Source organism: Rhodococcus sp. DT1, from assembly GCF_049844875.1.
In the GTDB taxonomy this organism is placed as follows: Bacteria; Actinomycetota; Actinomycetes; order Mycobacteriales; family Mycobacteriaceae; genus Rhodococcus.
In genome coordinates this window covers 509,858-536,074 of record NZ_JBNCLW010000004.1, presented here as the reverse complement: position 1 = coordinate 536,074, position 26,217 = coordinate 509,858, and the positions used below count along the sequence as shown (strand labels likewise).

The window sequence follows — 26,217 nt, the reverse complement described above, 5'->3', positions numbered from 1 at the left end:
CGCCCATGCTCCGGTACCACCTTCGTCCGGAAGGCACCCGTGTCCGAAACAGCCACGTCGGCCCAGAAGACCCGTATGACACGGTCGCAGGTGTGGCTGCTCACCGTCGCATGTGCCGCGGTCGCCGCCGTGATCGCGGCAATGGCGTCGCTCAACACGGCACTGCCGGACATCGCGGTCGAAACCGGGGCCACCCAAGCCCAGCTCACGTGGATCGTCGACGGATACACGCTCGCCCTTGCGGCACTGCTGCTCCCGGCGGGCGCGCTCGGAGACAGGTTCGGCCGGCGCGGAGTCATGCTGGCGGGCCTGGTCGTCTTCGGGATCGGGTCGGCGCTTCCCCTGCTCCTGTCCGATCCGAACTGGGTGATCGCGGCGCGCGCCGTGGCCGGGGTCGGTGCGGCGCTCGTCATGCCTGCGACGCTGTCCCTCATCACCGCGGCGTTCACCGAGGAGCATCGTTCCCGGGGCATCGGGATCTGGGCGGGGGTCGCCGGATCCGGCGCGGTCATCGGCATGCTCGGGTCGGGCGTCATTCTCGAATACGGGTCGTGGAAGCTCATCTTCGCCGCGTTCGCCGTGATCTCGGCCGTGCTCGTCGTCGCGGGCGCCACGATCATGTCCTCCCGCGCGGCGGAACCGGCGCGGTTCGACATCGTCGGAGCCGTGCTCGTCGTGGCGGCGGTCGGGCTGTTCGTCCTCGGCGTGATGGAGGGCCCGCAGCGCGGATGGATCGACGCACTCACCGTCGGCGCGTTGGTCACGGGAGTGGCCGCAGGAGTGGCGTTCGTGCTCGTCGAGCGGCGCTCACCAGCACCCCTGCTCGACGTACGGCTGTTCTCCCAGCGCGCGTTCGCGGTCGGAGCAGGCGGCCTCACACTGCAGTATCTCGCCGGATTCGGCGTCTTCTATCTCATCGTGCAATACCTGCAACTCGTGCTCGGGTATTCGCCGCTGATGTCGGCCGTGGCCCTCACCCCGATCTTCCTGGTGGTGATGGTGCTCTCGGTCGGGGTGCCGATGTTGTTGCGGTGGTTCGGACTCCGTATCCTCATGAGCGTCGGGCTCGCCCTGATCGGGGTGTCGATGATCGTCATGAGTCTGCTGGACGCGGACTCGTCGTACGCCGACGTCGCCATCGCGATGTCGATCGCCGGTATCGGAATCGGCGTCTGCACCGCGCCCGCGACCCACGCGATCGTCACCAACACGCCGGAGGACCAACTGGGTGTCGCGTCGGCCGTCAACGACGCGACCCGCGAAGTGGGCGCTGCTATCGGCGTCGCCCTCGCGGGCAGTGTGCTCGCGGCCGCGTACGGGCACCGGATCGATCCGATCGCACCGACGATTCCCGAACCGGCACGAGGCGCAGTGCAGGATTCGCTGGCCGCGGCAGTCGAGGTCGCCGAACAGGCGGGTCCCCAGGGCGACGTGCTCGCGGAGTTCGCGCGGGACGCGTTCCTGGCAGGCATGCAGCAGGGCTTGTGGGCGATGGCCGCGATTCTGCTGGTCGGCGCGATCGCATCGGCACTCTGGGCACCCGCGCGCTCGTAGCTGTCCCTCGCGCTCCTCTCTGCGTCCGACACGGAGTCGGACGCAGACGTTGTGCTGTGCGCGCGATCACGCTAACCTCACTTAACAGTTACCCGTCGTCACACTAAAAGGTGGAGACATGACCGCATCGCTCACCCGCGAATCCAGCAAGGGTTTCGTACCCGGCATCCGGCTTTCCGATCGTGAGGAAACTGCCGGTCGCCTGCTCGCTTCGTCCGCCCGCAAGTCGTACGACCCCGTCGTCGAAGTGGACTGGGAGGCCCCCGTCCCCGACGACAAGTTCGGCATGACCCCCGAGTGGAGCACGCTCTACGGCACCGCCCTGTGGGACGAACTCACCGACGAACAGCGCATCGAACTCACCAAGAACGAAGCCGCGAGTGTGTCCAGCACCGGCCTGTGGTTCGAAATCCTGCTCATGCAGATGCTTCTGCGCGACGTCTACGATCGCGACAAGCACAGCCGGCACGTCCAGTTCGCGCTCACCGAGATCGCCGACGAGTGCCGCCACTCCGTGATGTTCGCCCGGGCCGGCGAACGGCTGAACATGCCCAGCTACGGGCCGCCCCGCTACATCCACCACCTCGGCCGCCTGTGGGGCCACTTCTTCAAGGGCGCCAACGCGTACGCCGCGGTCATGGCCGCAGAAGAAATCCTCGACATGATGCAGCGCGACTTCATGCGCGACGAACGCGTCCAGCCCGTCACACGTGCGGTCTCGAAGATCCACGTCCTCGAGGAGGCGCGCCACATCCGGTTCGCCCGTGAAGAAGTGGGACGCCGACTGAACGGTGCGAGCCGCTTGCGGCTCGCAATCGAACGGATCAACACCGCGGTCGTCGTGTTTTTCGTCGTCAAGAGCATGATCCACCCGGACGTCTACGCCAACGCGGGCCTCGACACCGAGCGCGCCCTCGAAGAAGCCCGGAACAACACGCACCACCACGACCGGGTGCGCAAGTCCGGCGCCAAGCTCATGACCTTCCTCGACAACGTGGGCCTGATCGGCGGACCGTCGAAGATCCTCTACAAGAAGGTGCACCTGCTGTAGGCACCTGCTGAGCGGGAACGTCGGGGCACCGGCGCACATTTCGTCATAGTCTCCGCGGCATGTTCTTCGACAATCCTGCCGATTTCACCGGTCGCGCGGTCCTCGTCACCGGCGGCACCAAGGGCATCGGGTACGTCATCGCCGAGACCTTCCTGGCCGCCGGCGCGGACGTACTCGTATGCGGTCGCACCGCGCCCGACACGCTGCCCACAGTGGATTCCCGTTCCGCCGCGTTCACCGCTGCCGACATCCGCGATGCCGGGCAGGCGAAGTCTCTCGTCGAGACGGCCGTCGAAAAATTCGGCCGTCTCGACGTTCTCGTGAACAACGCCGGTGGGTCGCCCGATTCTGACGCCGCGACCGTCTCGACACGCTTCTTCGACAAGATCGTCGCACTCAACCTGCTCGCCCCGTTCTACGTCGCCCAGGCGGCGAATGCCGTCATGTGCCGGCAGGACGACGGCGGGTCGATCATCAACATCGGGAGCGTGTCGGCACACGACCCGCAGCCCGGCACCGCCGCGTACACGGCCGCGAAGGCAGGACTGCTCGCGCTGACGAAGGCGCTCGCCCTCGAGTGGGCTCCGGCAGTGCGGGTCAACCACATCACCACCGGCCTGATCCGGACCGAAGCCGCAGCGGAGGTGTACGGGGCAGACGGCGGTGCCGCCGTGACGAAGACACTGCCGATGCAGCGCATGGCCGTGCCCTCCGACATCGCGGGTGCATGCCTGTTTCTCGCCGGCCCGCTGGCGTCGTACGTGAACGGAGCAGACCTCGCCGTGCACGGCGGCGGAGAACTGCCCGCGCGGTACATGGCGCTGCACCCGGAACGCTGACGTCGCCCGCCCGCCTTCCGCGGCGAAGTCGCCCTTCCGCCCGGAGTTCTCTGCCCTACCGGCTTCCGGCAGCTTTGGCGACGACCCGGTCGAGCGAGCCTGACGCCGGCAGTGCCGTGCCGGGCGTCTCTTCCCGGTCGTGATCCGGAAAGAGGGTGCGGGTGATCTTGCGGGCCGCGTCGGCGACGATCGGCGCCACCCATTCGAGGCGGGTCGAACGTGCGTCTGCGGCCAGGGACAGCGCCGCGACAGGGCCGTCGACGCCGCGCAGCGCTACGCCCACACATCCGATGCCGGACGCGGCTTCCTCGCGTTCGAAAGCGACACCCCGGCGCTTGCGGATGCGGTTCAGTTCCTGGTGGAGCGTCGCGTTGTCGCCGATGGTGCGATCGGTGCACGGCGGCAGACGCTTGCCGTAGAGAGCGTCGACGCGCTCGGGCTCGAGCCAGGCGAGGATCGCTTTGCCGGATGCGGTGGCATATGCGGGAAAACGTCCGCCGACACGCGACGGGACACTCGACGCGAATTGCCCCCCGACCTTGTCGAGGTAGAGGACCTCGTTGCCGTCGAGGACGGTCAGATGCACGACCGCGCCCGTCTGCAGCGCGAGTTCATGGAGATGCGGCGCTGCCGCCTCTCGGATACGCCGATGCCCTGTGTCGCTACCGCCGAGTCCGAGCGCGCGTGCTCCCAGGCAGTATCCGAACGACGCGTGGTCGATCCACCCGCGCCCGACCAGCTGGTCGAGGATGCGGTGCACCGTCGAGCGGGGAAGCCCCGAACGGCAGGTGACCTCTTCGAGCGTGAGCGCTCCCCTGCTGTCGAAACTCTCGAGGATGAGCGTCATCCGATCGATCATCGAAGGTGGTAGTTCGCGCTTCGCGGGAGTGGGTGCATGCCCGAGCGAGAAGTCGACGGCGGTCAAATTTACCTCCAAAAGCACTGGCCACGACCCTGCGCGCCCCACGAAACTAGAATCTGTTCCAGCACGTTAGCAGGATCACACACGGCTCCGAAAGGGCAACACACAGGCTGTAGGTAGCGTTCACCGGCCACACCCCCTGACCTGCCCCGGTTTCCTATGGGCCTGGTCGGAATCGTCGCCAGCCGTTATTGTCGAAGCCGTGAGCAAGACGTACGAGCGGTCGGCACAGCGACCGCACCGTCATGCCTGTCGCCTGTGTATGTGCGGGTGCCCGGCCGGCTGACCGCCCGCACCCACCCCGGCCCCCGCGGACCGCATTCGACGGCGTCGCGCGCGGAGCCGCAAGGTCAGCGTCACGACGACCCGTTCACCTCACCGAATCCGGAGCAGTAGACCCATGAGTGACAACACCCCCGAAGCAGTCGATCCCAGCGCGTCGTGGAGCTTCGAGACCAAACAGATCCACGTCGGTCAGCCTGCCGGGGGCGACACCAAGGCCCGCGCGCTGCCGATCTACCAGACCACCAGCTACACCTTCGACAACACCGATCACGCGGCAGCGCTCTTCGGTCTCGCCGAGCCGGGCAACATCTACACGCGCATCATGAACCCGACCCAGGACGCGGTCGAGCAGCGCATCGCCTCGCTGGAAGGTGGCGTCGCCGCGCTGCTCCTGTCCTCCGGGCAGGCTGCCGAGACGTTCGCGATTCTCAACCTCGCCGGCTCCGGTGACCACATCGTCTCGAGCCCGTACCTGTACGGCGGCACCTACAACCTCTTCCACTACACGTTGCCCAAGCTCGGGATCGAGGTCTCGTTCGTCGAGGATCCTGACGATCTCGACCAGTGGCGCGACGCCGTGCGTCCCACCACGCGGGCGTTCTACGGCGAAACCATCGCCAACCCGAAGAACCACATCCTCGATATCTCCGGCATCTCGGGCGTCGCCCACGACAACGGCCTGCCTCTGATCGTGGACAACACGGTCGCGACCCCGTACCTGCTGCGTCCCCTCGAGCACGGCGCCGACATCGTGGTGCACTCGGCGACCAAGTACCTCGGCGGTCACGGCACGGCAATCGCCGGCGTCATCGTCGACGGCGGCACCTTCGACTGGACGCAGGGCCGGCACCCCGGTTTCACCACGCCCGATCCCAGCTACCACGGTGTGGTCTTCGCCGATCTCGGCGCTCCCGCGTACGCCCTCAAGGCACGCGTGCAGTTGCTGCGCGACCTCGGCTCGGCGGTCTCGCCCTTCAACGCGTTTCTCATCTCGCAGGGCATCGAAACCCTGAGCCTGCGGATGGAACGCCACGTCGCCAACGCGCAGAAGGTGGCCGAGTTCCTCGAAGCCCGGCCCGAGGTCACCTCGGTGGCATATGCGGGCCTGGAGTCCTCGCCCTGGCACGATCGGGCCGAGCAGCTCACGCCGAAGGGGCCCGGCGCCATCGTGGTGTTCGAACTCGCGGGCGGTATCGACGCCGGTAAGAAGTTCGTCAACGCGCTGACCTTGCACAGCCACGTCGCCAACATCGGCGACGTCCGTTCGCTGGTGATCCATCCGGCATCCACCACCCACTCGCAGCTCACCGCTGAAGAGCAGCTGGCAGCGGGCGTCACCCCCGGCCTGGTCCGCCTGGCCGTCGGCATCGAGAACATCGACGACATCCTCGCCGACATCACCACCGGCCTCGAGGCAGCGGGTTCCTGACACCCTCCGCTCGAACCCACGGCAGGCCCGGCCTCGACGAACCGAGGCCGGGCCTGCCGTTTCGGGCGCCGGGTGTGCCCGGCTCACCGTGTCAGATCTTGTCGCGCGACATGGCCTCGACGATTCGCTCGGTCTGCGCGTTGCCCTCCAGGAGCTGACGCACCAGCCACAACCTCAGAACCTTTGCGACCACCGACGCCACGTAGACGGCCGCGCCGACCAGCGTGAGCGCGATGAATCCCATGCTCAGCAGCTGATACGAGGCGATGTCTCGCAGGTCCGAGAGGGTCAGCGACGCGATGTAGACGACGAATGCGGCTGCCACCCCGATGATCATCAGCACCATGCCGGCAATTCGGCCCTTCCCGCCGGATCCGTTGCTCGTGGTGCCCAGCCCCAGGGCAGCCACATCCTGCTTGAATTGCTCACGTCGTTCGTCGACCGCAGTGGTCATCGTCATCCTCCTAGGTAGCTGGTAGACAGTTCTTCTTCGATCTCCGCCGGATCGCCCGCGCGCACCACGCGTCCCTGCAGCATCAGCGCGGCACTGGTGGCGATGGGCAGGACGGCCCGAGCGAACTGTTCCGCAACGAGAATCGAGACCCCTTCCGCCGCAAGCTCCCCCACGATGTCGTAGATCTGCGAGACGATCCGGGGTGCCAGGCCCATGGACAGTTCGTCGAGCAGCAACACCGTGGGATTCGTCCCGAGCGCCCGCGACAACGCAAGCATCTGCTGTTCTCCACCCGACATCGATCCCGCCAGCTGAGTCCGGCGTTCACCGAGAATGGGGAACCGTGCGTAGGCCACGTCCTCGAGTTCGGCGAGCGTGACACCCGTGCCGGTGGCGATCCACAGGTTCTCTCGCACCGTCAGGTTGGGGAAGACCCCTCGCCCCTCCGGAATCGAGCAGACCCCAAGGCGGGCCAACTCGGCTGCCGATGCCCCGTTCACGACATGTCCGCCGAGCCGGAACTCACCGGACGATACCGGGTGGATGCCGGAGCACACCTTCAGCGTCGTCGTCTTGCCGCCACCGTTGGGTCCGAGCAGCGCGACGACCGCTCCCGGTGCGAGGGCGAGGTCCACACCGTGCAGGACCTCGATGGAACCGTATCCCGCACGTACACCGATCAGTTCGAGCAAGGGTTCGGGACTCATATCGCCTCCTTCTCGGTTCCGATGTAGGCGTTGATCACCGCGGGATCGTTCTTGATCTCGTCGGGAACCCCACTTGCCAGCACTGCGCCGTAATCGAGCACATGGATCGTGGAGCAGATCTTCATCACCAGCGGAATGTCGTGTTCTACCAAGCAGATCGCGAGCCCGTCGTCGGCCAGACCGGTGAGCAACGCGGCGAACTCCTCGGTTTCCTGCTCCGTCTGACCGGATGCCGGTTCGTCGAGCAACAGGATCTGCGGATCGGTCATCAGTGCCCGCGCCACCTCGACGACACGAGCCCGCCCGGTGGGGATGTCGGACACATCCTGATCCGCGATGTCGCTCAGACCCGTAAGTCGAAGCAGCCGATCGGCTTCCGCTTCTACGTCGATCCGCCCGCGCGAGTTCGCATTGTGGATGTCGCCGGCCACCCGCAGGTTGTCCCGCACCGACAGCGACACGAACAACTCGAGACGCTGGAAGGTGCGTGCCAGTCCCATCCGGGCCCGCTTGAACGGCGGCAACGTCGTCACGTCCCGGCCGTCGACGAACACCTTGCCCGCAGAGGGTTTCTGCAATCCGGTGATCGTGTTGAACAGGGTGGTCTTGCCGGCACCGTTGGGTCCGATCAGACCGGTGACGGTGCCGCGCCCGATTTCGATACTCACGTCCTTCACGGCGACGTGGCCACCGAATCGGACGGTGATACCGCGGGTTTCGAGAATCGGCGTGTCAGCCATTGGTGACCAGCTCCTTGTCTGTCCGGGCGGGCGGGGTCGACAGGTACTCGGAGATCCCGAGCTCACGATCGATCTCGTCGCGCACCGCCGCGCTGTACGGCTCGTCGACACCCACCCGTTCCGGGATCAGCGGGCGGCGTCGCGCGGCTTCTTCTTCACCGAGCACCGCTTCGGGCATCAACCACTGCCCCATCACCGGGAGCATGAACACCGTCACGATCGTGATCGACGCGAACCACCAGTTGTCGAGCACTCCCACAAGGGCGAGCAGGTACGACACCAGGACCACGGCGGCGCCGCCCACCAGGACGGGTTTCGCATTGGCGAGATGGCGGTAGCCCTCGACGACCTGGTGGACACTGCCGCTGGGATTGGCCGCGACACCGATGCCGATCAGCGCCGGGCTCACCGCCGCGACGTGGCCGAGGAACGTCCACATTCCCGCGAGTTCCGGTTGGTCTGCCGCGAGATTCGCGAACGAGGTCATGATGACCGCGAATCCGACCCCCGACATCAGGCCGCCGAAGAGGGCCCCCGATACGTAGCCGATACCGGCCACCACGGTGAGCATCAGCAACGACAGGCTGACCATGATCGAGAAGCTCTCGTTGGACACCGATCCCATCGCGCTCGCCATGAACAGGCCACCAAGGCCGGCGATACCGGCCGAGAGCGTGAACACACCGAGCTTGAGCCGGACGAGGCTCTGTCCGAGCATCGCCGACGCGGCGGGGCTGTCCTTCATCGCGGCGAGGCGGCGTCCGTAACCGCTGTTGCGCAGAGCGATGACACCGACGCCGAGCACCGCGAAGATCACCGTGACCGTCATGAGGAAGACGGTGTCGTTGCGCAGGTCCAGCGGTCCCACCTTCAGCGGCGGAATCGCGATGTTCCCGTCGGTGAAGATGGAGAACTTGATGCCGAACAGTTCGTGCACGGTGGTGTCGCGCAAGACCATGTTGGACAGGAACACTCCGAATGCCATGGTGGCCAGCGCCAGGTACAGCCCTCGGAGCCGAAGCGCCGGCAACGCGATGAGGCCACCGACCACCGCGGTCGCGGCGACCCCCAGCGCGACACCCCACAGGTTGAGGTGGGCTGCCAGTCCTGTGCCGGAGATCCCGAAGTGGAACGCCACGATGGTGGCGATCGCGCCGAAGGACACCGGTGCCAGGTTCATCTCGCCCGCATAACCGGTCAGCAAGGTCAGCGACAGCGCGATGATCGCGAAGGTCATGCCGATGGTCAGCGTGGTGATTGCCGAGGTGACCATCAGAAGCCGGATCGCGTAGACGATCACCACCAGAGCCACCGCCCACGCGACAGCCTTGCGCACCGACGGCACGTGGTAGCGCTCCCTGGTTCGGGTGACCGCTCCGCGCAGACGGTCCTGCGGCAGCACGATGAGCACGACGAACAGCGCGATCATGGGCAGGGACACCCGCAGGTTCGACGTCCACGTCCACGCCGTCGGGAAGTACGCGAGCACGTAGGTCGCGGCCAGGCCGAGGAACAGAGCACCGGCGAAGGTCCGCGGAATACTCCGCAACCGGCCGAACATCGCGGCGGCGAACGCATCGATCACCAGCAGCGTCAGCATGTTCGCTTCGAGGGTGCCGCCGTTGATCGGGGTCACCAGGATGCCGGCGAGCACGGCGAGCGTCGAGCCCAGCATCCACGAGAGTGCGGCGAGCCGGTCCGGGTCGTGTCCGTTGAGCCGCAACAGATCCGGATCGTCGACCACGCCGCGCATGGCCACACCGGAGCGGGTGCGGGTGAACATGACCCGCAACCCGATCGCGATGAGGACAGCGACCGCGATGCAGATCAGTTCGTGGTATCGGATTCCCACCCCGAAGATGTCGATCTTGGCTTGGTCGCCGAAGAACATCGTCATCGTCCGGGCTTGCTCGGGATGCCAGAACCAATGTGACACCGACAGCATGCCGAGCAGGATCGAGACCGTGACGACGATCTTGGTGACCTCTGCCGTGTTGCGCATGCCGCGCATGATGAGGACGTAGAGCGCCAGCCCCATCAATGGTCCGAGGACTCCGAGCACGAGAAGCAGCGCCACCGGGGTGGGCAGTCCCCAGCCGTAGCGGAATTGCCAGTATGCGAACGCCCCGAGCATGGCCTGCGCACCGTGTGCGAAGTTGAAGATGCCCGACGTGTTGTAGGTGAGAACGAGGCCCGATGCGGCGATGGCGTACACCGATCCGAGCACCAACCCCACGATCGTGAAGGTCAGGAAGGTATCCATGCAAGTACCTCTGCTCGAGGGTACCGGCGGTCGCGAATCACGCCGCCGGCACCGGTCGAACGGATCAGGCGGTCGGCCTGATGACGTTCGGGTTCAGGTATTTCGTGGAGATGCGGTCCGGGCCCAGGTCGGTGCCCCATGTCTTCGCGTCGGTGGCGACGAGATACCGGTCGTCACATTTGAATTCGGCGGCTTCCGCGGGGAACGCCTGTGAGTACTCAGCGCCCTTCAGGGACACGACGAGACCGCACGTGGCGGGCATGTTGTTGCCCGGATCGGTGACGGCGTGCAGCCCGCCGCCGTCCCACTCGTGGATCTGCGAGAGTTGGTCGATCATGCACTGGCGGGTCAGGTCCGATCCGCATTCCTTCGCGGCCGTCGCCCACAGCAGGAACGACGAGGTGGCCTGCATACCGAGGAGTGCGGTCTTGCCGCCGGCTTCGGCGACGAGTTCGGTGTACTTCTTCACCGCCGGGACGGTGTCGGCGTTCTCGAGCATCTGGAACGTCATGCCCGCGTGCATGTTGTCGAGCAGGCCGGTCTCACCGTTCCAGGCAGGAACAGCGTTGGCGTACCAGGTGGCTTCGCCGAGGAGGATCGGATCGATGCCGACCTGGTCGAGTGCCTTCACGAAGTTGAACTCCGCGGGTACCGGCGAACGTGAGGTCCACAAGCCCTTGGCACCGCACTGCTTGACCTTCTCGGCGAACGGGACGTAGCTCGATTCGCCGTCGTAGTTGAGCGTGACGCCGCAGTTCTTCAGGTTGAATCCGGCCGCTGCGGCGATCGAGCGGGCCTTGGTGTTCGCGCTGATGATCGTGGGCATCGTGCTGTCGATGACATCGAATTCACCGACGAGTTCGGGGTACATCTCCGCGATCTGGAACCACTGCGACCCGTTCGCGTAGTCGACGGGGAACGGAACACCCTGATAGGTCATCGGCCCGTTCGCCGCGTCGGGCGAGACGGTGAATGCCGGGACGGCCGCGAGGTTGCAGGCGACCCGGGTCTGTTCCGAGGTCTGATCCATCGCGAACCCGTGGCCCACCAGCATGAACTCGGAGGCGCATGCGTTCTGCATGACAGCGTTGGCCTGCGTCATCGCGGCATCGAAGTGGGTGCCCACAATCCGGCGGCCGTTGATGCCGCCCTGCTCGTTGCACCAGTCGATCATGGCGGCGACGGCGTCGCCCATCTCCTTGTTCAGGCCGGGACTCTTCGCGAACCCACGGTCGTCTCCGTAACCGATACGGATTTCGGTATCGCTCACACCCTGGTCGGTGGACCCGCCGGCATCACCTGCACCACAGGGCGATTCGAGAGTTCCGAAGGTCGCCTCCGATGCCGCGGCCGACTGGCCGGCGACAGTGGGCGATCCGGCGGACACGACTGCCTCGCCTTCCCGGTCGGAGGCACAGGCGGACGTCACCACCATCGCGGCCGCCAAGGCCGCCACCAGTTTCGTAGTAGAACTGCGTTTCACTGCGAGGTCTCCTTGGTCTCGACCGAGCCCCGCTCGAATACAGTGGACGGCGAGGGCCGAAGCATCACATCGGCGTGTCGGGTGACGCGAAGGTAGCCAGCGCATCGTGCCCGACCCTGGGCACTCCCGGTGAGTGAGACCTGATAGTGACCGTCACCACAGGTCCATCCACTCAGTGGTACGGCTCACTTCCGGGAAGGTGGGCGACGTGGCATCTTGTGCGTCACGTGACACGAGTAGTCGTCGGCAACCGGAAAGGCTCGTCCATGACAGCACCCGCAGATCTCCAACAGATGCTGATTCAAGTCACTTCGAAACTCACCGGGCCCGGTGGACGATTCGAGGTCGTCGAAGAGGACGTGCGCGGAAACCGGATGCCGGTGATCCGGAATCGGGACCGGAAGGTCGGCGATCTCGTCGCCGCGTCGAAGGCGTGGGGTGACCGGGACTACCTGATCACGCTCGATCGACGGATGTCGTTCGCCGAGCACGCCGACGCTGTGGCGGCGGTGGCCACCGCGATGCGCGACGAGTACGGCGTCGGCAAAGGCGACCGGGTCGCGCTCCTCGGCGCCAACTCCCCCGAGTGGATCGTCGCCTTCTGGGCGTCGCAATGCCTGGGTGCCGTCGCCGTCGGCCTCAACTCCTGGTGGACGGCGTCCGAACTCGCCTACGGTGTCGAACTCGTGCGGCCGAAGGTCGTCGTGACGGACGCCAAGCGTGCCGACGTGCTCGCCCAGACGGGCCTGTCGGGGTTCACGGTCCTCACCGTCGAAGACGACCTGCCACGGCTGGTCGCCGAGCGGACCGGAGCGGAACTTCCCACGTCCGACGTCGACGAGGACGACCCCGCCGTCATCCTGTTCACGAGCGGGACGAGCGGACGCCCCAAGGGAGCTCTGCATTCTCAGCGCAACCTGCTGGCCGTGGTGGACTACCACCGCTACTCGGACGCGATGGTCGCGCACATGTACGGCCGGACCTACGACGACTCCGTGCCCAGCGACAACCGGTATCTCCTGACCTCGCCGTTGTTCCACATCGCGAGCCTCCACAACCTCGCGGTGCCCAGGCTGGCCACGGGCAGTGCCGTCGTGATGACCGAGGGCCGCTTCGACGTCGATCAGGTCTTCGGGTTGATCGAGCGCGAGAAAGTCACCAACTGGGGTGCGGTGCCGACCATGGCCGCACGCATGCTCGAGCACAAGGACACCGACCGTTACGACCTGTCGTCGCTGTCTGCGTTCGCACTGGCCTCCGCGCCCTCGTCGCCGGCCTTCAAGAAGCGGCTGCGCGAGAAGTTCCCGTTTGCGGACCAGGCTCTTGTGGACAGCTACGGCCTCACCGAGTGCAGCACCGCGGTCGCCGTAGCCACCGCGGGCGAGCTCGAGGCGTTCCCCGGAACCCTCGGACGACCGATCCTCACCGTCGCGATGGAAATCCGCGATCCTCTCGGTGACGTGGTGCCCGAGGGCGTCGAAGGTGAAGTCTGCGTTCGCAGCCCCTTCGTGATGCTGGGGTACTGGGAGGACGAGGCGGCGACCGCCGCGGCGATCACGGAGGACGGCTGGTTGCGCACCGGAGACTTCGGTGTACTCGAGCAGGGACGGCTGAGGCTGACCGGCCGACGCTCGGATCTGATCCTTCGCGGCGGGGAGAACGTGTACCCCACCGAGATCGAGCAGGTGCTCGACGAGCATCCCGCAGTCCAGGAATGCGCGGTGGTCGGCGTCGATCACGAGGATCTGGGGCAGGAGGTGGCGGCAGTGGTCGTGCTCCGTCCGGGCTCCGACGTCAGTGAACAGGACCTGCGCGACTTCTGCGCGGAACGGCTCTCGTACTACAAGGTGCCCGCACACTGGCGGATCACCGGCGACGCACTCCCCCGAAACGCGACCGGGAAGATCCGGAGACGCGATGTGACCGTCTAGGAACGGGACGGCCGGCCACGGTCACCCTGCCCCGGCGAGCGGCCGCGTTGTTCGATTCCGAACAGCGCGGCCGCGTTGTCGTGGCACACCGCCCGAAGCCAGTCCGAATCCGGTGCGACACGTGCGAGTGCCTCCAGTTGATGGAGATACGTGTAGGGAATATTGGGAAAATCGCTTCCGAGAAGGATTTTCGGCCGCAGGACGTCGAGCCTCGGCAGAGCCTCCGGAGGAAACGGCGTGTCCTCCTCGACGAAGTCGGTGAACGCCATCGTGGTGTCCAGGTGGACCCGCTCGTACCTCTCCGCGAGATCGAGGAAGTCGACGTATTCGGGTAGCCCCATGTGCGCCACGATCACCGTGAGTTTCGGGTGCCGCCGCAGCAGTTCCGCCATCGGCCCCGGTCCCGTATGGGTGCCGGGCGCCGGTCCCGATCCGCAGTGCACGACGATCGGCACCTCGGCGTCCTCGAGCAGTCCCCACACCTCGGTCAGCAGCGGATCGAGGGGTGTGTAGTCGCCGACCTGCAGGTGTGACTTGAACACCTTCGTACCCGCGTCGAGCGCAGAAGTGACATACGCGCCCGCCCCGGGTTCGGGATAGAAGGTCGAGGTATGGAGGCAACCGGGAGTGCGGCCGGCGAAATCGGCTGCCCACGAGTTGAGCCACGCCGCCATGTCGGGCTTGTGCGGGTACACCATCGAGGTGAAGCACCGCACCCCGAACGCCCGCAGTTGCGCGACCCGATCTTCTTCGCTGGTCCGGTACGAAATCGGCCAATGCCGGCCCACCAACGGCCCGGCCGAGTCGAAATATGCCCACACCTTGTCCATGACGCTGGTGGGCATGAAGTGGGTGTGCACGTCGACGAGTTCGTCGAGGCCGTGTTCCCGCCGGAACCGCGCGATCTGATCAACCTCGCTCATGCCGCGACCGTACCCGAGCGGCCTCGAGCGACGTGCCGGGCCGCACACCTCGTCAGAAGAGCGTGAGTTCGACGTCTCCGGCTCTGGCCGTCTCTGCCCGCGCCACCGCGCGCGGCAGCGGGTCGGGTACCTCGATGGGCCCGGGCCGGGCCGCGACTTCCCGGGCCGCCTCGCCGGCGAGCGTGTCGGCGACTTCGTTGAAGTGGTTGCCGACATGACCGCGTACCCAGCGGAACCGCACCGGTCCGGCGCGTTCGACGAGTTCGCGGTCGATGGCACGCACGAGTTCGATGTTCTTCACCGGCGATCCCGTGGACGTCTTCCAGCCCTTGCGTTTCCATCCGGGCAGCCACTCGGACGCACATTTGATGGCGTACTGCGAGTCGGATTCGATGATCATGGGCTCGGTACCGGGATGCGCACGCAGTGCCTCGAGCACCGCACGGAGTTCGGCGATCTGGTTGGTACCGGAGCGTTCACCCCCCGATGCACTCGGTCCTTCGTGATTGACCCACGCCCATCCGATGGCGCCGCCTGGATTACGCAGGCAGGATCCGTCGGTGCTCACGATGATCATGTCGCCGACCATAGCCTTTCCGTCCGACACCGGGAAACCGTCGCGGCCGTCACAGAAGTCCGACCGCTACAGAGGTACGGTAGGTCGGTGACCGCGTCCGTCAACGATGCCGCACCTGTCGACACTCTCGTGAGGGTGCCCGGGCCCGTCGACGTCGCACAAACCCTACGCCCGCTGCAGCACGGACCCCGCGACCCCTGCCACCGCCGTGACGGAAGTGCCCTCTGGCGTGTGTCGCGCATGGAGACGGGTCCCGTGACCTACCGGATCACGCAGGCCGGGACCGATTCGGTCCGTTGTCTCGCGTGGGGCCCCGGCTCCGGGGAACTGCTCGATCGGCTTCCCGCACTCCTCGGCGCCCACGACGACCCGTCCGGATTCGCTCCCGCTCACCCTGCGCTCGCCGAGGCGCACCGCCGCATGCCCGGTCTGCGCATCACTCGCACGGGCCGCGTACTCGAAGCACTCGTCCCCGCCGTCCTCGAGCAGCGGGTGCACGGCATCGCGGCGTTCGCCTCCTGGCGTCACCTGGTCACCCGCTTCGGAGAGCCCGCACCCGGTCCCGCACCGCAGGGCATGCGGGTGCCGCCGAGCGCGGAGTCGTGGCGGCGAATTCCCTCGTGGGAGTTCCATCGCGCGAACGTCGACCCCGCGAGGGCGAAAACCATCGTGCGGTGCGCCCAGCTGGCCGACTCGCTCGAGCGTCTCGTCGACGACGATCCCGTGCGAGCGCGTCGCGCACTGCGTTCGGTGCCGGGCATCGGGGTCTGGACAGCCGCCGAAGTCGCGCAGCGGGCCTTCGGCGACGCCGACGCCCTGTCTGTCGGCGACTATCACCTCGCCACGGTCGTCGGCTGGGCACTGCTCGGTTCGCCGCTCGACGACGCCGGCATGGTCGAGTACCTCGAACCCCTTCGGCCGCATCGGTATCGAGCCGTGCGGCTGCTCGTCGAATCCGGAGGATATTCGAGCGTCCCGCGGCGAGGCCCGCGTACCGCGGTCACCGATCACCGCCGTCACTGATCGTCAGCGCTGTCACAGCCGCCACGACCACAGCCGTCACCGATCGGCACGATTCCCGCCGCCAGACTGCCGACCTCAGGGAGGTGTACGAATGTCCGACCCCGACAACTATCCCGTGCCGACCCGGCTCGACCATCTCCCGAGCTTTCTGCTGACGCAGTCCGCCATGCGGGTGCACCGCGTGGTGTTCGACCGTCTCGATGCGGCCGGCGCACGCGGCCATCACTACCGGATGCTCTCCGCCCTCGACGAATTCGGCCCGTCCAGCCAGGTCGAACTCGGACGCCGATGCGGTCTCGACCGGAGCGACGTCGTTGCATGCATCGACGCACTGGCCGACCGCATGTACGTCCGGCGCGCCTCCGACCCCAAGGATCGCCGGCGCAACATCGTCAGTCTCACGCGGAAAGGCCGCGACCGCCTGGCAGAACTCGAACGCGTGCTCACCGCCGTGCAGGACGAAGCTTTCGCGCCGCTCGACGCCGACGAACGCGAGCAACTCGTCGCCATGCTGACGAAGATCATCGACCACCACGTCCACCTCACATCCGAGCGGCGGCCGTAGGCGCGCACACCGGCGACAGTCGTACGCTGGATAGGTGCGATCGGCAGAGATCCTGCAGGTCCCGCGCTCGAAAGGATCCCGGTGGAAGCAAAAACCTGCAGCGAATCACGAGTTGTCAAGACCAATAGGGTCTTTCCCAACGACGTCAACGATCACAACACCCTCTTCGGCGGGAAGTTGATGAGTGATATCGACATGACCGCGTCGATTTCGGCGACCCGCCACAGCCGCGCATCCGTGGTTACGGCCTCGACCGACTCTGTGGCGTTCCTCGCACCTGTGCACCAGACCGACTCGGTGTGCCTCGAGTCGTTCGTCACCTGGACCGGTCACAGCTCGATGGAAGTGTTCGTGAAGGTGACCGCCGAGAATCTGCGCAGCGGAGACCGCCGCATCGCAGCGACTGCCTTCCTGACGTTCGTGGCGATCGACGACGACGGGCGACCCACCGCGGTGCCACCGGTGATCCCGGAGTCCGACGAGGAGCGAAAGCTCAACGCCTCCGGAGAGGCGCGCGCCGAACATCGCCGGGCGCACCGTCGCCAGAGTCAGGAAATGGCTGCGTACCTCACCACGAGAAGGCCGTGGTGAGGTAACTCGCCCATCGAGGCAACCACGCGGGCCGCTGCTACAGCGACCGTGCGATGAGCACCTTCATGACTTCGTTCGCACCTGCGTAGATGCGCTGTACCCGGGCGTCTTCGTACATCCGGGCGATGAGGTACTCCCGCATGTAGCCGTAGCCGCCGTGCAGCTGGACACACCGGTCGACGACCTCGCACTGCTTGTCGGTGAGCCAGTACTTGACCATCGCCGCATCGGCGGGGTCGAGCCGACCGCGCAGGTGCTGCTCGATGCAGTGGTCGAGGAAGATGCGGCTGGTGCGGGCGATGGTCTGACACTCGGCAAGCTCGAACGCCGTGTTCTGGAACTCGAAGAGGCTGTGCCCGAACGCTTGTCGCGCCTTGGTGTACCGAACGGTCTCGTCGACCGCGCGCTGCATGGCGCCGGCCGCCTGCGCGCCGATGATCAGACGTTCCTGCACGAGTTGCGCCATGAGCTGCGCGAAGCCCTGTCCTTCTTCGCCGAGCAGGTTCGACACCGGCACCCGCACGTCCGTGAACGACAGTTCCGACGTGTCGGCGGCATGCTGCCCCACCTTGTCGAGCACGCGCCCGACCGCGAAGCCCTCACAGTCGCGCAGATCGACGATGAGCAGCGAGACGCCCTTGGCACCGGCCTTCGGGTCGGTTTTGACGGCGAGGACGATGACGTCGGCCGACGACCCGTTGGTGATGAACGTCTTCGACCCGTTGACGACGTACTCGTCGCCGTCGCGGATCGCGCTGGTCTTGATCGCCTTGAGATCCGAACCGGCTCCCGGCTCGGTCATGCCGATCGCACCGAGGATCTCGCCGGTTGCCATCCCGGGCAACCAGGTCCGCTTCTGCTCCTCCGTGCCGTACTCCAGGATGTAGTGCGCAACGATGCCGCTGTGCACGGAGATGCCGAGCGCGAGGTCGCCGGAGTATCCCTGCGCTTCGAACACGGCGAGGTCGTGCGCGAACGTGCCGCCGCCACCGCCGTACTCTTCCGGAACCGAGCACAGCAGCAGCCCCAGCTTGCCTGCCTCGAGCCATACGTGGCGGTCGATGCAACGCTGCTCGTCCCACTTCTCCGCGTGCGCCATGACCTCACGTTCGAAGAAATCGCCCGCCAGTTCCGACAGTGCCCGCACCTCGTCGTCGTGCCACGACGGCACGTGCTTGTTCCTCATGTGTCCCCTTCGTTGATGTCCCGCCGGAACGGCTGGATGTCACAGTGCCGGCCGGCGTGCCCGACGCGGCCTCCGGTCAGACGGCGCGCAGTTCCCGCTTGAGCAGCTTGCCGCTCTGGTTGCGCGGGAGCGTGTCGACGAAGCGGACGATCTTGGGCACCTTGAACGCCGCGAGCCGGTTCCGTACGTGGTCGACGAGTTCGCGCTCGGTGACCGTGTGACCGTCCTTGAGCACGACCACCGCGGTGACCGCCTCGATCCACTTCTCGTCGGGGGTCCCGATGACGGCGACCTCCGCAACGGACCCGTGCGTGTAGAGGGCGTCCTCTACCTCACGGGAGGCGACGAGGATGCCGCCGGTGTTGATCACGTCCTTGATCCGGTCCACGACGGTGATGTACCCCTCCGGATCGCGCGTGACGAGGTCACCGGAGTGGAACCAGCCGTCGCGGAAGGCTTCCGCGGTCGCATCCGGGTTCTCCCAGTAGCCGAGGCACAACTGCGGCGACCGGTAGAGCACTTCACCCGGTTCGCCGTCGGGAACGTCGTTCCCTTCGGCGTCGACGACGCGGGTCTCGACGAACAGCACCGCGCGCCCGCACGACGAGGGGCGGTCGGCGTGCTCGTCGGGCCCGAGCACGCAGGCCAGGGGGCCGATCTCGGACTGGCCGAAGCAGTTGTAGAAGCCCAGGTCGGGGTAGCGCTCGCGCAACCGGTTGAGCACCGTGACCGGCATGATGGACGCGCCGTACTGCGCTTTGCGCAGCGACGAGAGATCGCGCGTGTCCAGATCGGGATGGTTGGCCAGGGGGACCCACACGGTGGGGGCGAGGAACAGGGATCCGATCCGCTCGGATTCGACCAGGCGCAGGATCTCCGGGATGTCCGGGGCAGGCAGCAGGGTGATCGTCGCGCCGACCGCGAGGTACGGCAGCAGGAACACGTGCATGGCCGCCGAGTGGTACAGCGGCATGCAGATCAGCGGGTTGTCGTCGGCGCGCAAGTCGAGGGCGACGATCGACGACGTGTACTCGTGTACCAGTGCGCCGTGAGTCATCATGGCGCCCTTGGGCTTCGACGTGGTTCCCGAGGTGTACAGCAGTTGCACGAGATCGTCGGCGGACGGCGCGGCGTCGAGTGCCGGCACGGGACCGTCCGTCGCCTCGCTCAGCAGCGACGCGTCCTCGTCGCGCAGTGCGAGCACGTGCTCGGCGGGAACGTCGGGCAGAACGCGGTCGAGTTCGCCGCGCAGCGCCGGATCGACGAGCACAGCCTTGGCCCCGGACTGCGCGAGGAGATAGGACAACTCTTCGCCGCGCAGCGCGTAGTTGATCGGCACGTGCACGAGACCGGCGCGCGCCGCCCCGAGGTAACCCAGCACATACGCGTCGGAATTGGTGCCGTACCCGGCCACGCGATCGCCGGCGGTGAGGCCGAGGGACAGCAGACGCGCGGCGGTCCGGGACACGGCAGCGTCCAGTTCCCGGTAGGTGAGGCTGCGATCGGCGAACCGCAGCGCGACACGGTCGGGGAACCTGGCAGCGGAGCGGTGCACTACAGCGTCGACGGTGTTCGCACGGGGATCGGAACTCATGCGGGCAACGTTATAGGACGTCCAACAATTGGTCGAGACCTAACGCTCGATAAGCGCCGCGGTCAGCGTCCCGTCCACACCGGCGCACGCTTGTCGACGAACGCGGACATACCCTCCTGCGCGTCGTCGAGGACGGCGTTGGTCGCCATCGTCTCCGCCATCGCCTCGTACGCGGCGTCCTGAGGGAGTTCGATCTGCCGGTAGAACGCCTCCTTGCCGATCCGCACCGTCACCGGCGACGCGGCCGCGATCTTCACCGCGAGTGCCGTCGTCTCGGTGTCCAGCGCCTCCGCCTCCACGACGAAGTTGACCAGGCCCCAGTCCGCCGCCGTCCGGGCATCGATCATGTCGCCCGTGAGCAGCATCTGCAGTGCGCGTTTCCGCCCGACGGCCCGGCTGACCGCGACCATCGGTGTCGAGCAGAACAACCCGATCCGTACGCCGGGTGTTCCGAACTCCGCACTGTCCGCAGCCACCGCGAGGTCACATGCGGCGACCAGTTGACAGCCCGCCGCCAACGCGGGCCCTTGGACCGACGCGATCACCGGCTGAGGGATCGCCTGCACGGTCTTCATCATCTCGTTGCAGGTGTCGAAGATGGCGCGCTCTTCTTCGAGGGTGCGCCCGATCATGTCCCGCAGATTGTGGCCCGCCGAGAACGCCGGCCCCTCCGCACGGATCACGATCACCTTCGTATCCGCGGACAGTGCGATCAGCCCCGCGATCACCTCGCGCATCGTGTTCACGGACAACGTATTGCGCTGCCGGGCGTTGTTCAGGGTGAGCACGCCGATTCCACTGGCCTCGTCGACGGCGACGAGCACGGGCGCGGTACTGGTGTCGGTCATGCTCCCAGCCTGCCGGACCGGCCCGGCCCGCACCACCGCGACACTCGGTGAGAACTCAGCGCGGGGCGAGAGCGCGGATCATCGGCGCGGGATCCTCGGAGGGCAGAAGCGCGATCGCCGGCGTCGTCACGCCGTTGTCCATGTAGCGCTCCACGTGCTCACGGCATGCTTCCGGAGGACCGTGCACCACGAGGGCGTCCACGACCCGGTCCGGGATCGCCTCGAGCGCCCCCTTGCGGTCACCTTCGGCCCACAGCCGCCACATTCCCGCGAAATCGTCGGACCGTCCGAGGAATTCGTGAAAGGCGCGGTAGACCGGAACGTTCATGTACGCGGCGATCATGCGGCGCCCGATCGCGCGGGAAGTCTCTGCATCCATGCCGGGGAGCACGAAGATCCGCGCGACGATCTCCTTACCGGCGCCGCCTTCGTCGACATACGGGGCAACGGTGCGCACGTCGTCGGCGGACAACCAGTTCACGATCGCACCGTCCGCTTCCCTACCCGCCAGCCTGAGCATGCCCGGACGCAACGCAGCGAGCAGAACCGGCGGCGCGGGGTCCGGGACGAGGCCCGCACGGAAGCCCTGGACCGAGAAGGTGTCGTACTCGTGGCTCACCTTCTCACCGGCGAGGGCGGACCGCAGGAACCGCAGGGTGTCGCGGGCGCGCTTGAACGGTTCCTCGAACGGGATCCCGTTCCACTTCCCGACGATCACGTCGGAGGACGTACCTACACCCAGCACGAACCTGCCGGGCGCCGCGGCCGCGAGAGTCGCGGCAGACATCGCGAGCGTGGCCGGCCCGCGGGTGTACACCGGCACGATCGCGGTGCCCAGGCGGAGGGACGGCGCCCAGGTGCTCGCCAGCGCGAGGGGCGTGAAGGCGTCCGCAGCCCCCGCCTCCGACGACCAGACGTCGGTGTAACCGAGGTCCGGTAATTCCTCGATCACCCGTCGCTGCTCGGAGAAGGGAATGCCGTCGAGCGGAATGGTGAGGCCCCACCGCCGTGTCGTGTTGTCCGTCATGGGCGACACCCTAGTCATCATGTGGCCCCTGTCACCCGGTGAGCTGTCCTCCCCGGTCACACGGCCGCGCCGTATGCTGGCATGTTGTGCGAATCGGTCAGCTCTGGCGTTATCCGGTGAAGTCGTTCGGTGGTGAGCGGATGGACGCAGCCACCGTCGAGTCGGACGGGCTGCGCGGGGACCATGTATGGGCGGTCGTCGATCCGGAGACCGGCGATGTCGCAAGCGCAAAGCGGTTCCGCCGCTGGGGTTCTTTGCTGTCGTGCCGTGCGCGACTGCTCGACGAAGTCGATCCGCGCGACCCTGCCGCCCTGGAGATCACCCTGCCCGACGGCACTGTGGTGCACGGCAACGACCCCGCTGTGGAGGATCTGTTGTCGGACACGACCGGACGGCCCGTCCGGTTGGAGACCCGCCCGCGCACCTACGACGAAGCGCCACTCCATCTGGTGTCCACGTCCGCGGTCGACGCGCTCGGCACCGGGGACGCATCGGAGATCGCGCTGCGTCGTTTCCGGCCACAGATCGTCGTGGCGGCGGACGAGGATGCGGGATTCCTCGAAGACGGCTGGGTCGGGAAGCAGGTCGGGATCGGCTCCGCGACGGTCGAACCGAACAAGCTCACCTCACGGTGCGTGATGGTGACGCTCGCACACCAGGAGGTGCCCGCGCGGCGCGACATGCTCCGCACGGTGATGGCGCGGCCCGTCGCACCGGGACTCACGGACGATAAACCGGGTGCGTACGTCGGGGTCTACGCGACCGTCACCCGGTGCGGGCTGATCGCGGTCGGGGACACACTCGAGATCCGGTAGTCCGTCCGAGTCCGATAGACATATCGTTTTTCGATGTGTATAACGAATATCGATATTATCGACTTTCGTTATGCCGGGAGGCCCCATGCGCACGGTCGAAGACGCACCATCGATCACTCCTACCGAGACGTCGAACAAGGACCGGAGGGACCTCTGGGCGTCGATCACAGTGTTCGCGGCCACGGCCCTCGTCGTCGTGGTCAACTACGTCGTCGGACTCCTCGACGACCTGGAGAACCGGACCGTGACGGCGCGGTTCTCCTTCGAGCACACGCCTCCGCCGAACATGTTCTCTCCCAATGGAACTCCAGTCTCCGTCGCAGGAACATCGAACATCGACATTCCGACCGGGGACGTGTCGCCCGTGACCGTCGGCTTCCTCCGCAGCGCCGACGCACTGGAAACAATCGGCTACCTGGCGGTTCTGGCTCTTCTCACCTGGGTCATGGTGAGGTTCGTGCGCGGGCGGTTGTTCGACAAAGGGGTCATCCGCGGAGTCACCGCCGCGTCGGTCGCCGCCGTCATCACCATCATTGCGCCGACGTTTCCCCGCGTTCTCGGCTCCAATCTCGCCATTCGGGATCTCGCCTGGGACGACGGTGTCGGCGCGCAGGGAATCGGACCGGAGTTCTGGTACGCGTACGTCTTCTGCATGGCGCTGTCCGCCGTCGCCGTCGTACTGCGCATCGGTAGCCGTGTGGCCCGCGACAACGAGGGACTCGTCTGATGCCGCCCGACAACGATCACGCCGTGCAGTGCCACCTGGACGAGTTGCTCGAGGCACGCGGCATGACGCTGGCACACCTCGCCGACCAGGTCGGTGTGAGCGTCGTCAATCTTTCGGTGCTCAAGAACGGGCGCGCCCGCGCGATCAGATTCTCCACCCTCACCGCGGTATGCCGGGTCTTGAACTGCACTGTCGGGGAACTTCTCTCGGTCGACGAAGAGCCCGAAGCCCACGATCGACGGGCATGAGTGCCGGTCAGTTCACCGCGCCCGTGGCCGGCAGAATACGAGTGCGGACCTCGCCGAATCCGATACGGGTGCCGTTGGGGCCCGGTGCGGTGGCCGAGATGGCGATTTCGTCGCCGTCCTCTACGAACGTGCGGGTGTCATCTCCGACCTGCACGGGTTCCTTGCCACCCCACGTGAGTTCGATGAAGGCGCCGCGCTGGTCCTTCTCCGCCCCGGAGACGGTGCCGGAACCGAACAGATCGCCGGTCCTCGTGGCCGCCCCGTTGACCGACGTGTGGGCGAGCATCTGCGCCGGCGACCAATACATCTGCGCGTACGGGGGACGCGACACGATATGGCCGTTCCATTCGACGGCGAGATCGATGTCCAGACCCCACTTCTCGTTGCCCGTCAGATAGGGCAGCGGTTCCGGGTCCTGCACCGGCGTGTCGATCCGCGCGGCCTCGAGCGCGGCAAGCGGCACCACCCACGGAGAGATGGACGTCGCGAACGACTTTCCGAGATTGGGGCCGAGCGGGACGTACTCCCACGCCTGAATGTCGCGGGCCGACCAGTCGTTGAGGATCACCGCGCCGAAGCAGTGGTCGGCGAACTCGTCGGGAGCGATCTGTGAGCCCATCGGCGAACCGACGCCCACGACGAACCCCATTTCCGCTTCGATGTCGAGCCGGATCGACGGGCCGAAGACCGGCACCTCGTCGTTCGGTCCCTTGCGCTGACCGCACGGGCGCACGATATCCACACCCGAGGTCACGACGGTGCTAGACCTGCCGTGATACCCCACCGGCAGGTGCTTCCAGTTGGGCATGAGCGGGTCGGGGTTCTGGGGACGGAACAACCGGCCCAGGTTCGAGGCATGATTCTCGGAGGCATAGAAGTCGACGTAATCCGCGACCTCGATCGGAAGATGCATCGTGACGTCGTCGATCGTGAATACCGCGTCGTCGTCGAGGCTGCCGGTGATCGCGTCCTGGATTGCGGCACGGACCTCGTCCCACCGCGTGCGTCCCTGTGCCATGAATGCGTTGAGTGACGGTTCGGCGAAGACGATGTCGTCGAACAGCCGACTCAGGTCGAGAACCGAATCACCCACGCGCACACCGACGCGCGGTTCGGTATCCGCGATGGAGAAGATCCCGTAGGGCAGGTTGTCCGGTCCGAAGAGTGAACCCTCGGGGATTGCGATGACAGCGCGTCGTGGGCGGGTCATTCCCCTGCTCCCGGAGTGCGACTCCAACTGCGCGCATAGGACGGGTCCTCGCAGGCGAGTGCACCTTCACCGAGTTCGAGCGGGCGGAAGGTGTCGACCATGACGGCCAGTTCGTCGAAGTATTCGACACCGATGCTGCGCTCGTAGGCACCGGGTTGCGGACCGTGCGCGTGACCGCCCGGGTGGACGGAAACCGACCCCTGCCCGATGCCCGAACCCTTGCGGGCTTCGTAGTCTCCGCCGCAATAGAACATCACCTCGTCCGAATCGACGTTGGAGTGGTAGTACGGCACCGGAATCGCGAGCGGGTGGTAGTCCACCTTGCGGGGCACGAAATTACAGATCACGAAGTTGTTGCCTTCGAACGCTTGATGCGTGGGTGGCGGCTGATGGACACGGCCGGTGATCGGCTCGAAGTCGTGAACGGAGAACGTGTACGGGTACAGGCAGCCGTCCCACCCGACGACGTCGAAGGGATGATGCGCCAGCACGTATCGCGTGCCGACAATCCCGCGTGACGTGCGGTGCTTGACGAGGACGTCGACGTTCTCCTCCTCGACCTGTACCGGTTCCGCGGGACCGTGCAGATCGCGCTCGCAGAAGGGGGCGTGCTCGAGGAACTGCCCGTACTTCGACAGGTAACGCTTCGGCGGAGCGATGTGACTGTTCGCCTCGATGATGTAGGCACGCAGTGGTTCGTCACCGGTCGGCACCCAGCGATGCGTGGTGGCTGCCGGCAGCAGCACGTAGTCGCCGGGTTTCGCCGAGAGAGTGCCGAAAACCGTGTGGACATCGGCGGTTCCGGACTCGACATACACCATTTCGTCGCCGACCACGGTGCGGTAGAGCGGTGATTCCTTCGACGAGACGACATATGAGATCCGCACGTCCGGGTTCCCGAGGATCAGACGACGTCCGGTGACCACGTCGGTCTCCGACCAGATCTCCGGGGGGAAGAGCTTGTGGAGTTCGAGGTGCCGTGGTGCGAGCGGGTGGTTCGGCGCGGTGTTCTGGTCGCCGAGTTCCCATGTGGTGGCGTCGGCGATCGCGGACGGGATGTACCGGTGGTAGAGCAGCGACGAGTCCGAGGAGAATCCCTCCTCGCCCATCAATTCCTCGTAGTAGAGGGCGCCGCGGTCGTCCCGGTGCTGGGTGTGACGCTTGGGCGGGATGACGCCGAGCTGTCGGTAGAACGCCATGGTTCGACTCCCGGGGGTTCCTGGGG

General features: G+C 66.5%; 25 protein-coding genes. 11 read left to right on the top strand and 14 right to left on the bottom strand.

All coding sequences use genetic code 11. The features are described from left to right. Window positions 1-75 precede the first annotated feature (75 nt). The 3 genes from ACLQ3J_RS13205 (at window position 76) to ACLQ3J_RS13195 (ending at window position 3,444) form a co-directional block, all read left to right on the top strand. On the top strand, window positions 76-1,554 hold the full coding sequence (locus ACLQ3J_RS13205; protein WP_425903543.1) for an MFS transporter: 1,479 nt from the start codon (window positions 76-78) through the stop codon (window positions 1,552-1,554). A 118-nt stretch (window positions 1,555-1,672) separates the two neighbouring features. Next, window positions 1,673-2,605 (top strand): AurF N-oxygenase family protein, encoded by a 933-nt coding sequence (locus tag ACLQ3J_RS13200; RefSeq protein ID WP_296549207.1) that lies wholly within the window; start codon window positions 1,673-1,675, stop codon window positions 2,603-2,605. 59 nt (window positions 2,606-2,664) lie between these two features. Next, window positions 2,665-3,444 (top strand): SDR family oxidoreductase, encoded by a 780-nt coding sequence (locus ACLQ3J_RS13195; protein ID WP_169622878.1) that lies wholly within the window; start codon window positions 2,665-2,667, stop codon window positions 3,442-3,444. 55 nt (window positions 3,445-3,499) lie between these two features. Here the strand turns inward: ACLQ3J_RS13195 and ACLQ3J_RS13190 are convergent, their stop codons facing one another. Continuing rightward, complete coding sequence (locus tag ACLQ3J_RS13190; protein ID WP_240952787.1) at window positions 3,500-4,369, bottom strand: IclR family transcriptional regulator; 870 nt, start codon at window positions 4,367-4,369, stop codon at window positions 3,500-3,502. Between the two features lie 397 nt (window positions 4,370-4,766). On the opposite strand from ACLQ3J_RS13190, the gene ACLQ3J_RS13185 reads away from it, so the two are divergent. Beyond that, a complete protein-coding gene (locus ACLQ3J_RS13185; protein WP_169622877.1) occupies window positions 4,767-6,080 on the top strand; it encodes a bifunctional o-acetylhomoserine/o-acetylserine sulfhydrylase in 1,314 nt (437 codons plus the stop codon). Between the two features lie 91 nt (window positions 6,081-6,171). Here the strand turns inward: ACLQ3J_RS13185 and ACLQ3J_RS13180 are convergent, their stop codons facing one another. From ACLQ3J_RS13180 to ACLQ3J_RS13160, 5 genes are all read right to left on the bottom strand, one after another. Continuing rightward, a complete protein-coding gene (locus ACLQ3J_RS13180) occupies window positions 6,172-6,540 on the bottom strand; it encodes a hypothetical protein (RefSeq protein ID WP_206037392.1) in 369 nt (122 codons plus the stop codon). Then, window positions 6,537-7,241: an ABC transporter ATP-binding protein gene (locus ACLQ3J_RS13175; protein ID WP_169622875.1), complete on the bottom strand. Its 705-nt coding sequence runs from the start codon at window positions 7,239-7,241 to the stop codon at window positions 6,537-6,539. The genes ACLQ3J_RS13180 and ACLQ3J_RS13175 overlap by 4 nt, the downstream gene beginning before the upstream one ends. After that, window positions 7,238-7,981 (bottom strand): ABC transporter ATP-binding protein, encoded by a 744-nt coding sequence (locus ACLQ3J_RS13170; protein WP_425903494.1) that lies wholly within the window; start codon window positions 7,979-7,981, stop codon window positions 7,238-7,240. The genes ACLQ3J_RS13175 and ACLQ3J_RS13170 overlap by 4 nt, the downstream gene beginning before the upstream one ends. Continuing rightward, complete coding sequence (locus ACLQ3J_RS13165) at window positions 7,974-10,244, bottom strand: ABC transporter permease (RefSeq protein WP_425903492.1); 2,271 nt, start codon at window positions 10,242-10,244, stop codon at window positions 7,974-7,976. The genes ACLQ3J_RS13170 and ACLQ3J_RS13165 overlap by 8 nt, the downstream gene beginning before the upstream one ends. Before the next feature lie 64 nt (window positions 10,245-10,308). Continuing rightward, on the bottom strand, window positions 10,309-11,727 hold the full coding sequence (locus ACLQ3J_RS13160; protein ID WP_296549202.1) for an ABC transporter substrate-binding protein: 1,419 nt from the start codon (window positions 11,725-11,727) through the stop codon (window positions 10,309-10,311). 266 nt (window positions 11,728-11,993) lie between these two features. On the opposite strand from ACLQ3J_RS13160, the gene ACLQ3J_RS13155 reads away from it, so the two are divergent. Beyond that, window positions 11,994-13,658 carry a class I adenylate-forming enzyme family protein gene (locus ACLQ3J_RS13155; RefSeq protein WP_425903490.1) on the top strand — a complete coding sequence of 555 codons (1,665 nt, stop codon included), beginning with the start codon at window positions 11,994-11,996 and terminating at the stop codon, window positions 13,656-13,658. On the opposite strand, the gene ACLQ3J_RS13150 is transcribed toward ACLQ3J_RS13155, so the two are convergent. After that, window positions 13,655-14,581: an amidohydrolase family protein gene (locus ACLQ3J_RS13150; protein ID WP_425903488.1), complete on the bottom strand. Its 927-nt coding sequence runs from the start codon at window positions 14,579-14,581 to the stop codon at window positions 13,655-13,657. The genes ACLQ3J_RS13155 and ACLQ3J_RS13150 overlap by 4 nt on opposite strands. 52 nt (window positions 14,582-14,633) lie before the next feature. After that, complete coding sequence (locus ACLQ3J_RS13145) at window positions 14,634-15,158, bottom strand: ribonuclease H family protein (RefSeq protein ID WP_169622869.1); 525 nt, start codon at window positions 15,156-15,158, stop codon at window positions 14,634-14,636. 87 nt (window positions 15,159-15,245) lie between these two features. On the opposite strand from ACLQ3J_RS13145, the gene ACLQ3J_RS13140 reads away from it, so the two are divergent. The 3 genes from ACLQ3J_RS13140 (at window position 15,246) to ACLQ3J_RS13130 (ending at window position 17,337) form a co-directional block, all read left to right on the top strand. Continuing rightward, window positions 15,246-16,181 (top strand): DNA-3-methyladenine glycosylase family protein, encoded by a 936-nt coding sequence (locus ACLQ3J_RS13140; protein WP_422423689.1) that lies wholly within the window; start codon window positions 15,246-15,248, stop codon window positions 16,179-16,181. A 91-nt stretch (window positions 16,182-16,272) separates the two neighbouring features. Next, the gene (locus ACLQ3J_RS13135; protein WP_169622867.1) at window positions 16,273-16,746 is read left to right on the top strand and encodes a MarR family winged helix-turn-helix transcriptional regulator; all 474 of its coding nucleotides are present in this window, start codon (window positions 16,273-16,275) and stop codon (window positions 16,744-16,746) included. 81 nt (window positions 16,747-16,827) lie between these two features. Next, window positions 16,828-17,337, top strand: coding sequence for an acyl-CoA thioesterase (locus ACLQ3J_RS13130; RefSeq protein WP_169622866.1), 510 nt, complete (start codon window positions 16,828-16,830; stop codon window positions 17,335-17,337). Between the two features lie 37 nt (window positions 17,338-17,374). Here ACLQ3J_RS13130 and ACLQ3J_RS13125 read toward each other — a convergent pair whose 3' ends face one another. From ACLQ3J_RS13125 to ACLQ3J_RS13110, 4 genes are all read right to left on the bottom strand, one after another. Continuing rightward, the gene (locus ACLQ3J_RS13125; RefSeq protein WP_169622865.1) at window positions 17,375-18,523 is read right to left on the bottom strand and encodes an acyl-CoA dehydrogenase family protein; all 1,149 of its coding nucleotides are present in this window, start codon (window positions 18,521-18,523) and stop codon (window positions 17,375-17,377) included. A gap of 76 nt (window positions 18,524-18,599) precedes the next feature. After that, entirely contained in the window at window positions 18,600-20,117 is a 1,518-nt protein-coding gene (locus tag ACLQ3J_RS13120; RefSeq protein ID WP_296549194.1) for an acyl-CoA synthetase, read from the bottom strand. Between the two features lie 62 nt (window positions 20,118-20,179). Next, window positions 20,180-20,965, bottom strand: coding sequence for an enoyl-CoA hydratase (locus ACLQ3J_RS13115; RefSeq protein WP_169653299.1), 786 nt, complete (start codon window positions 20,963-20,965; stop codon window positions 20,180-20,182). Window positions 20,966-21,020: 55 nt separating this feature from the next. After that, window positions 21,021-21,992, bottom strand: a complete 972-nt coding sequence (locus tag ACLQ3J_RS13110; RefSeq protein WP_425903486.1) for an LLM class F420-dependent oxidoreductase — start codon at window positions 21,990-21,992, stop codon at window positions 21,021-21,023. 86 nt (window positions 21,993-22,078) lie between these two features. On the opposite strand from ACLQ3J_RS13110, the gene ACLQ3J_RS13105 reads away from it, so the two are divergent. The 3 genes from ACLQ3J_RS13105 to ACLQ3J_RS13095 all read left to right on the top strand — a co-directional run bounded on the left by ACLQ3J_RS13105 (window position 22,079) and on the right by ACLQ3J_RS13095 (window position 23,782). Further along, complete coding sequence (locus ACLQ3J_RS13105) at window positions 22,079-22,807, top strand: MOSC domain-containing protein (RefSeq protein WP_169622861.1); 729 nt, start codon at window positions 22,079-22,081, stop codon at window positions 22,805-22,807. A gap of 85 nt (window positions 22,808-22,892) precedes the next feature. Further along, on the top strand, window positions 22,893-23,534 hold the full coding sequence (locus ACLQ3J_RS13100; RefSeq protein WP_240952783.1) for a hypothetical protein: 642 nt from the start codon (window positions 22,893-22,895) through the stop codon (window positions 23,532-23,534). Next, window positions 23,534-23,782 carry a helix-turn-helix domain-containing protein gene (locus ACLQ3J_RS13095; protein WP_169622859.1) on the top strand — a complete coding sequence of 83 codons (249 nt, stop codon included), beginning with the start codon at window positions 23,534-23,536 and terminating at the stop codon, window positions 23,780-23,782. The genes ACLQ3J_RS13100 and ACLQ3J_RS13095 overlap by 1 nt, the downstream gene beginning before the upstream one ends. 7 nt (window positions 23,783-23,789) lie before the next feature. Here ACLQ3J_RS13095 and fahA read toward each other — a convergent pair whose 3' ends face one another. After that, on the bottom strand, window positions 23,790-24,992 hold the full coding sequence (gene fahA / locus ACLQ3J_RS13090) for a fumarylacetoacetase (RefSeq protein ID WP_425903484.1): 1,203 nt from the start codon (window positions 24,990-24,992) through the stop codon (window positions 23,790-23,792). Further along, entirely contained in the window at window positions 24,989-26,191 is a 1,203-nt protein-coding gene (locus ACLQ3J_RS13085) for a homogentisate 1,2-dioxygenase (RefSeq protein WP_425903482.1), read from the bottom strand. Before ACLQ3J_RS13085 ends, fahA begins: the two co-directional genes overlap by 4 nt. Window positions 26,192-26,217: the final 26 nt, after the last annotated feature.

What these genes read in the sequence shown, in the direction of transcription:
- ACLQ3J_RS13205 (WP_425903543.1), top strand. Translation starts at nt 76, where the DNA reads ATGACACGGTCGCAGGTGTGGCTGCTCACCGTCGCATGTGCCGCGGTC.
- ACLQ3J_RS13200 (WP_296549207.1), top strand. Translation starts at nt 1,673, where the DNA reads ATGACCGCATCGCTCACCCGCGAATCCAGCAAGGGTTTCGTACCCGGC.
- ACLQ3J_RS13195 (WP_169622878.1), top strand. Translation starts at nt 2,665, where the DNA reads ATGTTCTTCGACAATCCTGCCGATTTCACCGGTCGCGCGGTCCTCGTC.
- ACLQ3J_RS13185 (WP_169622877.1), top strand. Translation starts at nt 4,767, where the DNA reads ATGAGTGACAACACCCCCGAAGCAGTCGATCCCAGCGCGTCGTGGAGC.
- ACLQ3J_RS13180 (WP_206037392.1), bottom strand. Translation starts at nt 6,540, where the DNA reads ATGACGATGACCACTGCGGTCGACGAACGACGTGAGCAATTCAAGCAG.
- ACLQ3J_RS13175 (WP_169622875.1), bottom strand. Translation starts at nt 7,241, where the DNA reads ATGAGTCCCGAACCCTTGCTCGAACTGATCGGTGTACGTGCGGGATAC.
- ACLQ3J_RS13170 (WP_425903494.1), bottom strand. Translation starts at nt 7,981, where the DNA reads ATGGCTGACACGCCGATTCTCGAAACCCGCGGTATCACCGTCCGATTC.
- ACLQ3J_RS13165 (WP_425903492.1), bottom strand. Translation starts at nt 10,244, where the DNA reads ATGGATACCTTCCTGACCTTCACGATCGTGGGGTTGGTGCTCGGATCG.
- ACLQ3J_RS13155 (WP_425903490.1), top strand. Translation starts at nt 11,994, where the DNA reads ATGACAGCACCCGCAGATCTCCAACAGATGCTGATTCAAGTCACTTCG.
- ACLQ3J_RS13150 (WP_425903488.1), bottom strand. Translation starts at nt 14,581, where the DNA reads ATGAGCGAGGTTGATCAGATCGCGCGGTTCCGGCGGGAACACGGCCTC.
- ACLQ3J_RS13145 (WP_169622869.1), bottom strand. Translation starts at nt 15,158, where the DNA reads ATGATCATCGTGAGCACCGACGGATCCTGCCTGCGTAATCCAGGCGGC.
- ACLQ3J_RS13135 (WP_169622867.1), top strand. Translation starts at nt 16,273, where the DNA reads ATGTCCGACCCCGACAACTATCCCGTGCCGACCCGGCTCGACCATCTC.
- ACLQ3J_RS13125 (WP_169622865.1), bottom strand. Translation starts at nt 18,523, where the DNA reads ATGAGGAACAAGCACGTGCCGTCGTGGCACGACGACGAGGTGCGGGCA.
- ACLQ3J_RS13120 (WP_296549194.1), bottom strand. Translation starts at nt 20,117, where the DNA reads ATGAGTTCCGATCCCCGTGCGAACACCGTCGACGCTGTAGTGCACCGC.
- ACLQ3J_RS13115 (WP_169653299.1), bottom strand. Translation starts at nt 20,965, where the DNA reads ATGACCGACACCAGTACCGCGCCCGTGCTCGTCGCCGTCGACGAGGCC.
- ACLQ3J_RS13110 (WP_425903486.1), bottom strand. Translation starts at nt 21,992, where the DNA reads ATGACGGACAACACGACACGGCGGTGGGGCCTCACCATTCCGCTCGAC.
- ACLQ3J_RS13100 (WP_240952783.1), top strand. Translation starts at nt 22,893, where the DNA reads ATGCGCACGGTCGAAGACGCACCATCGATCACTCCTACCGAGACGTCG.
- ACLQ3J_RS13095 (WP_169622859.1), top strand. Translation starts at nt 23,534, where the DNA reads ATGCCGCCCGACAACGATCACGCCGTGCAGTGCCACCTGGACGAGTTG.
- fahA (WP_425903484.1), bottom strand. Translation starts at nt 24,992, where the DNA reads ATGACCCGCCCACGACGCGCTGTCATCGCAATCCCCGAGGGTTCACTC.
- ACLQ3J_RS13085 (WP_425903482.1), bottom strand. Translation starts at nt 26,191, where the DNA reads ATGGCGTTCTACCGACAGCTCGGCGTCATCCCGCCCAAGCGTCACACC.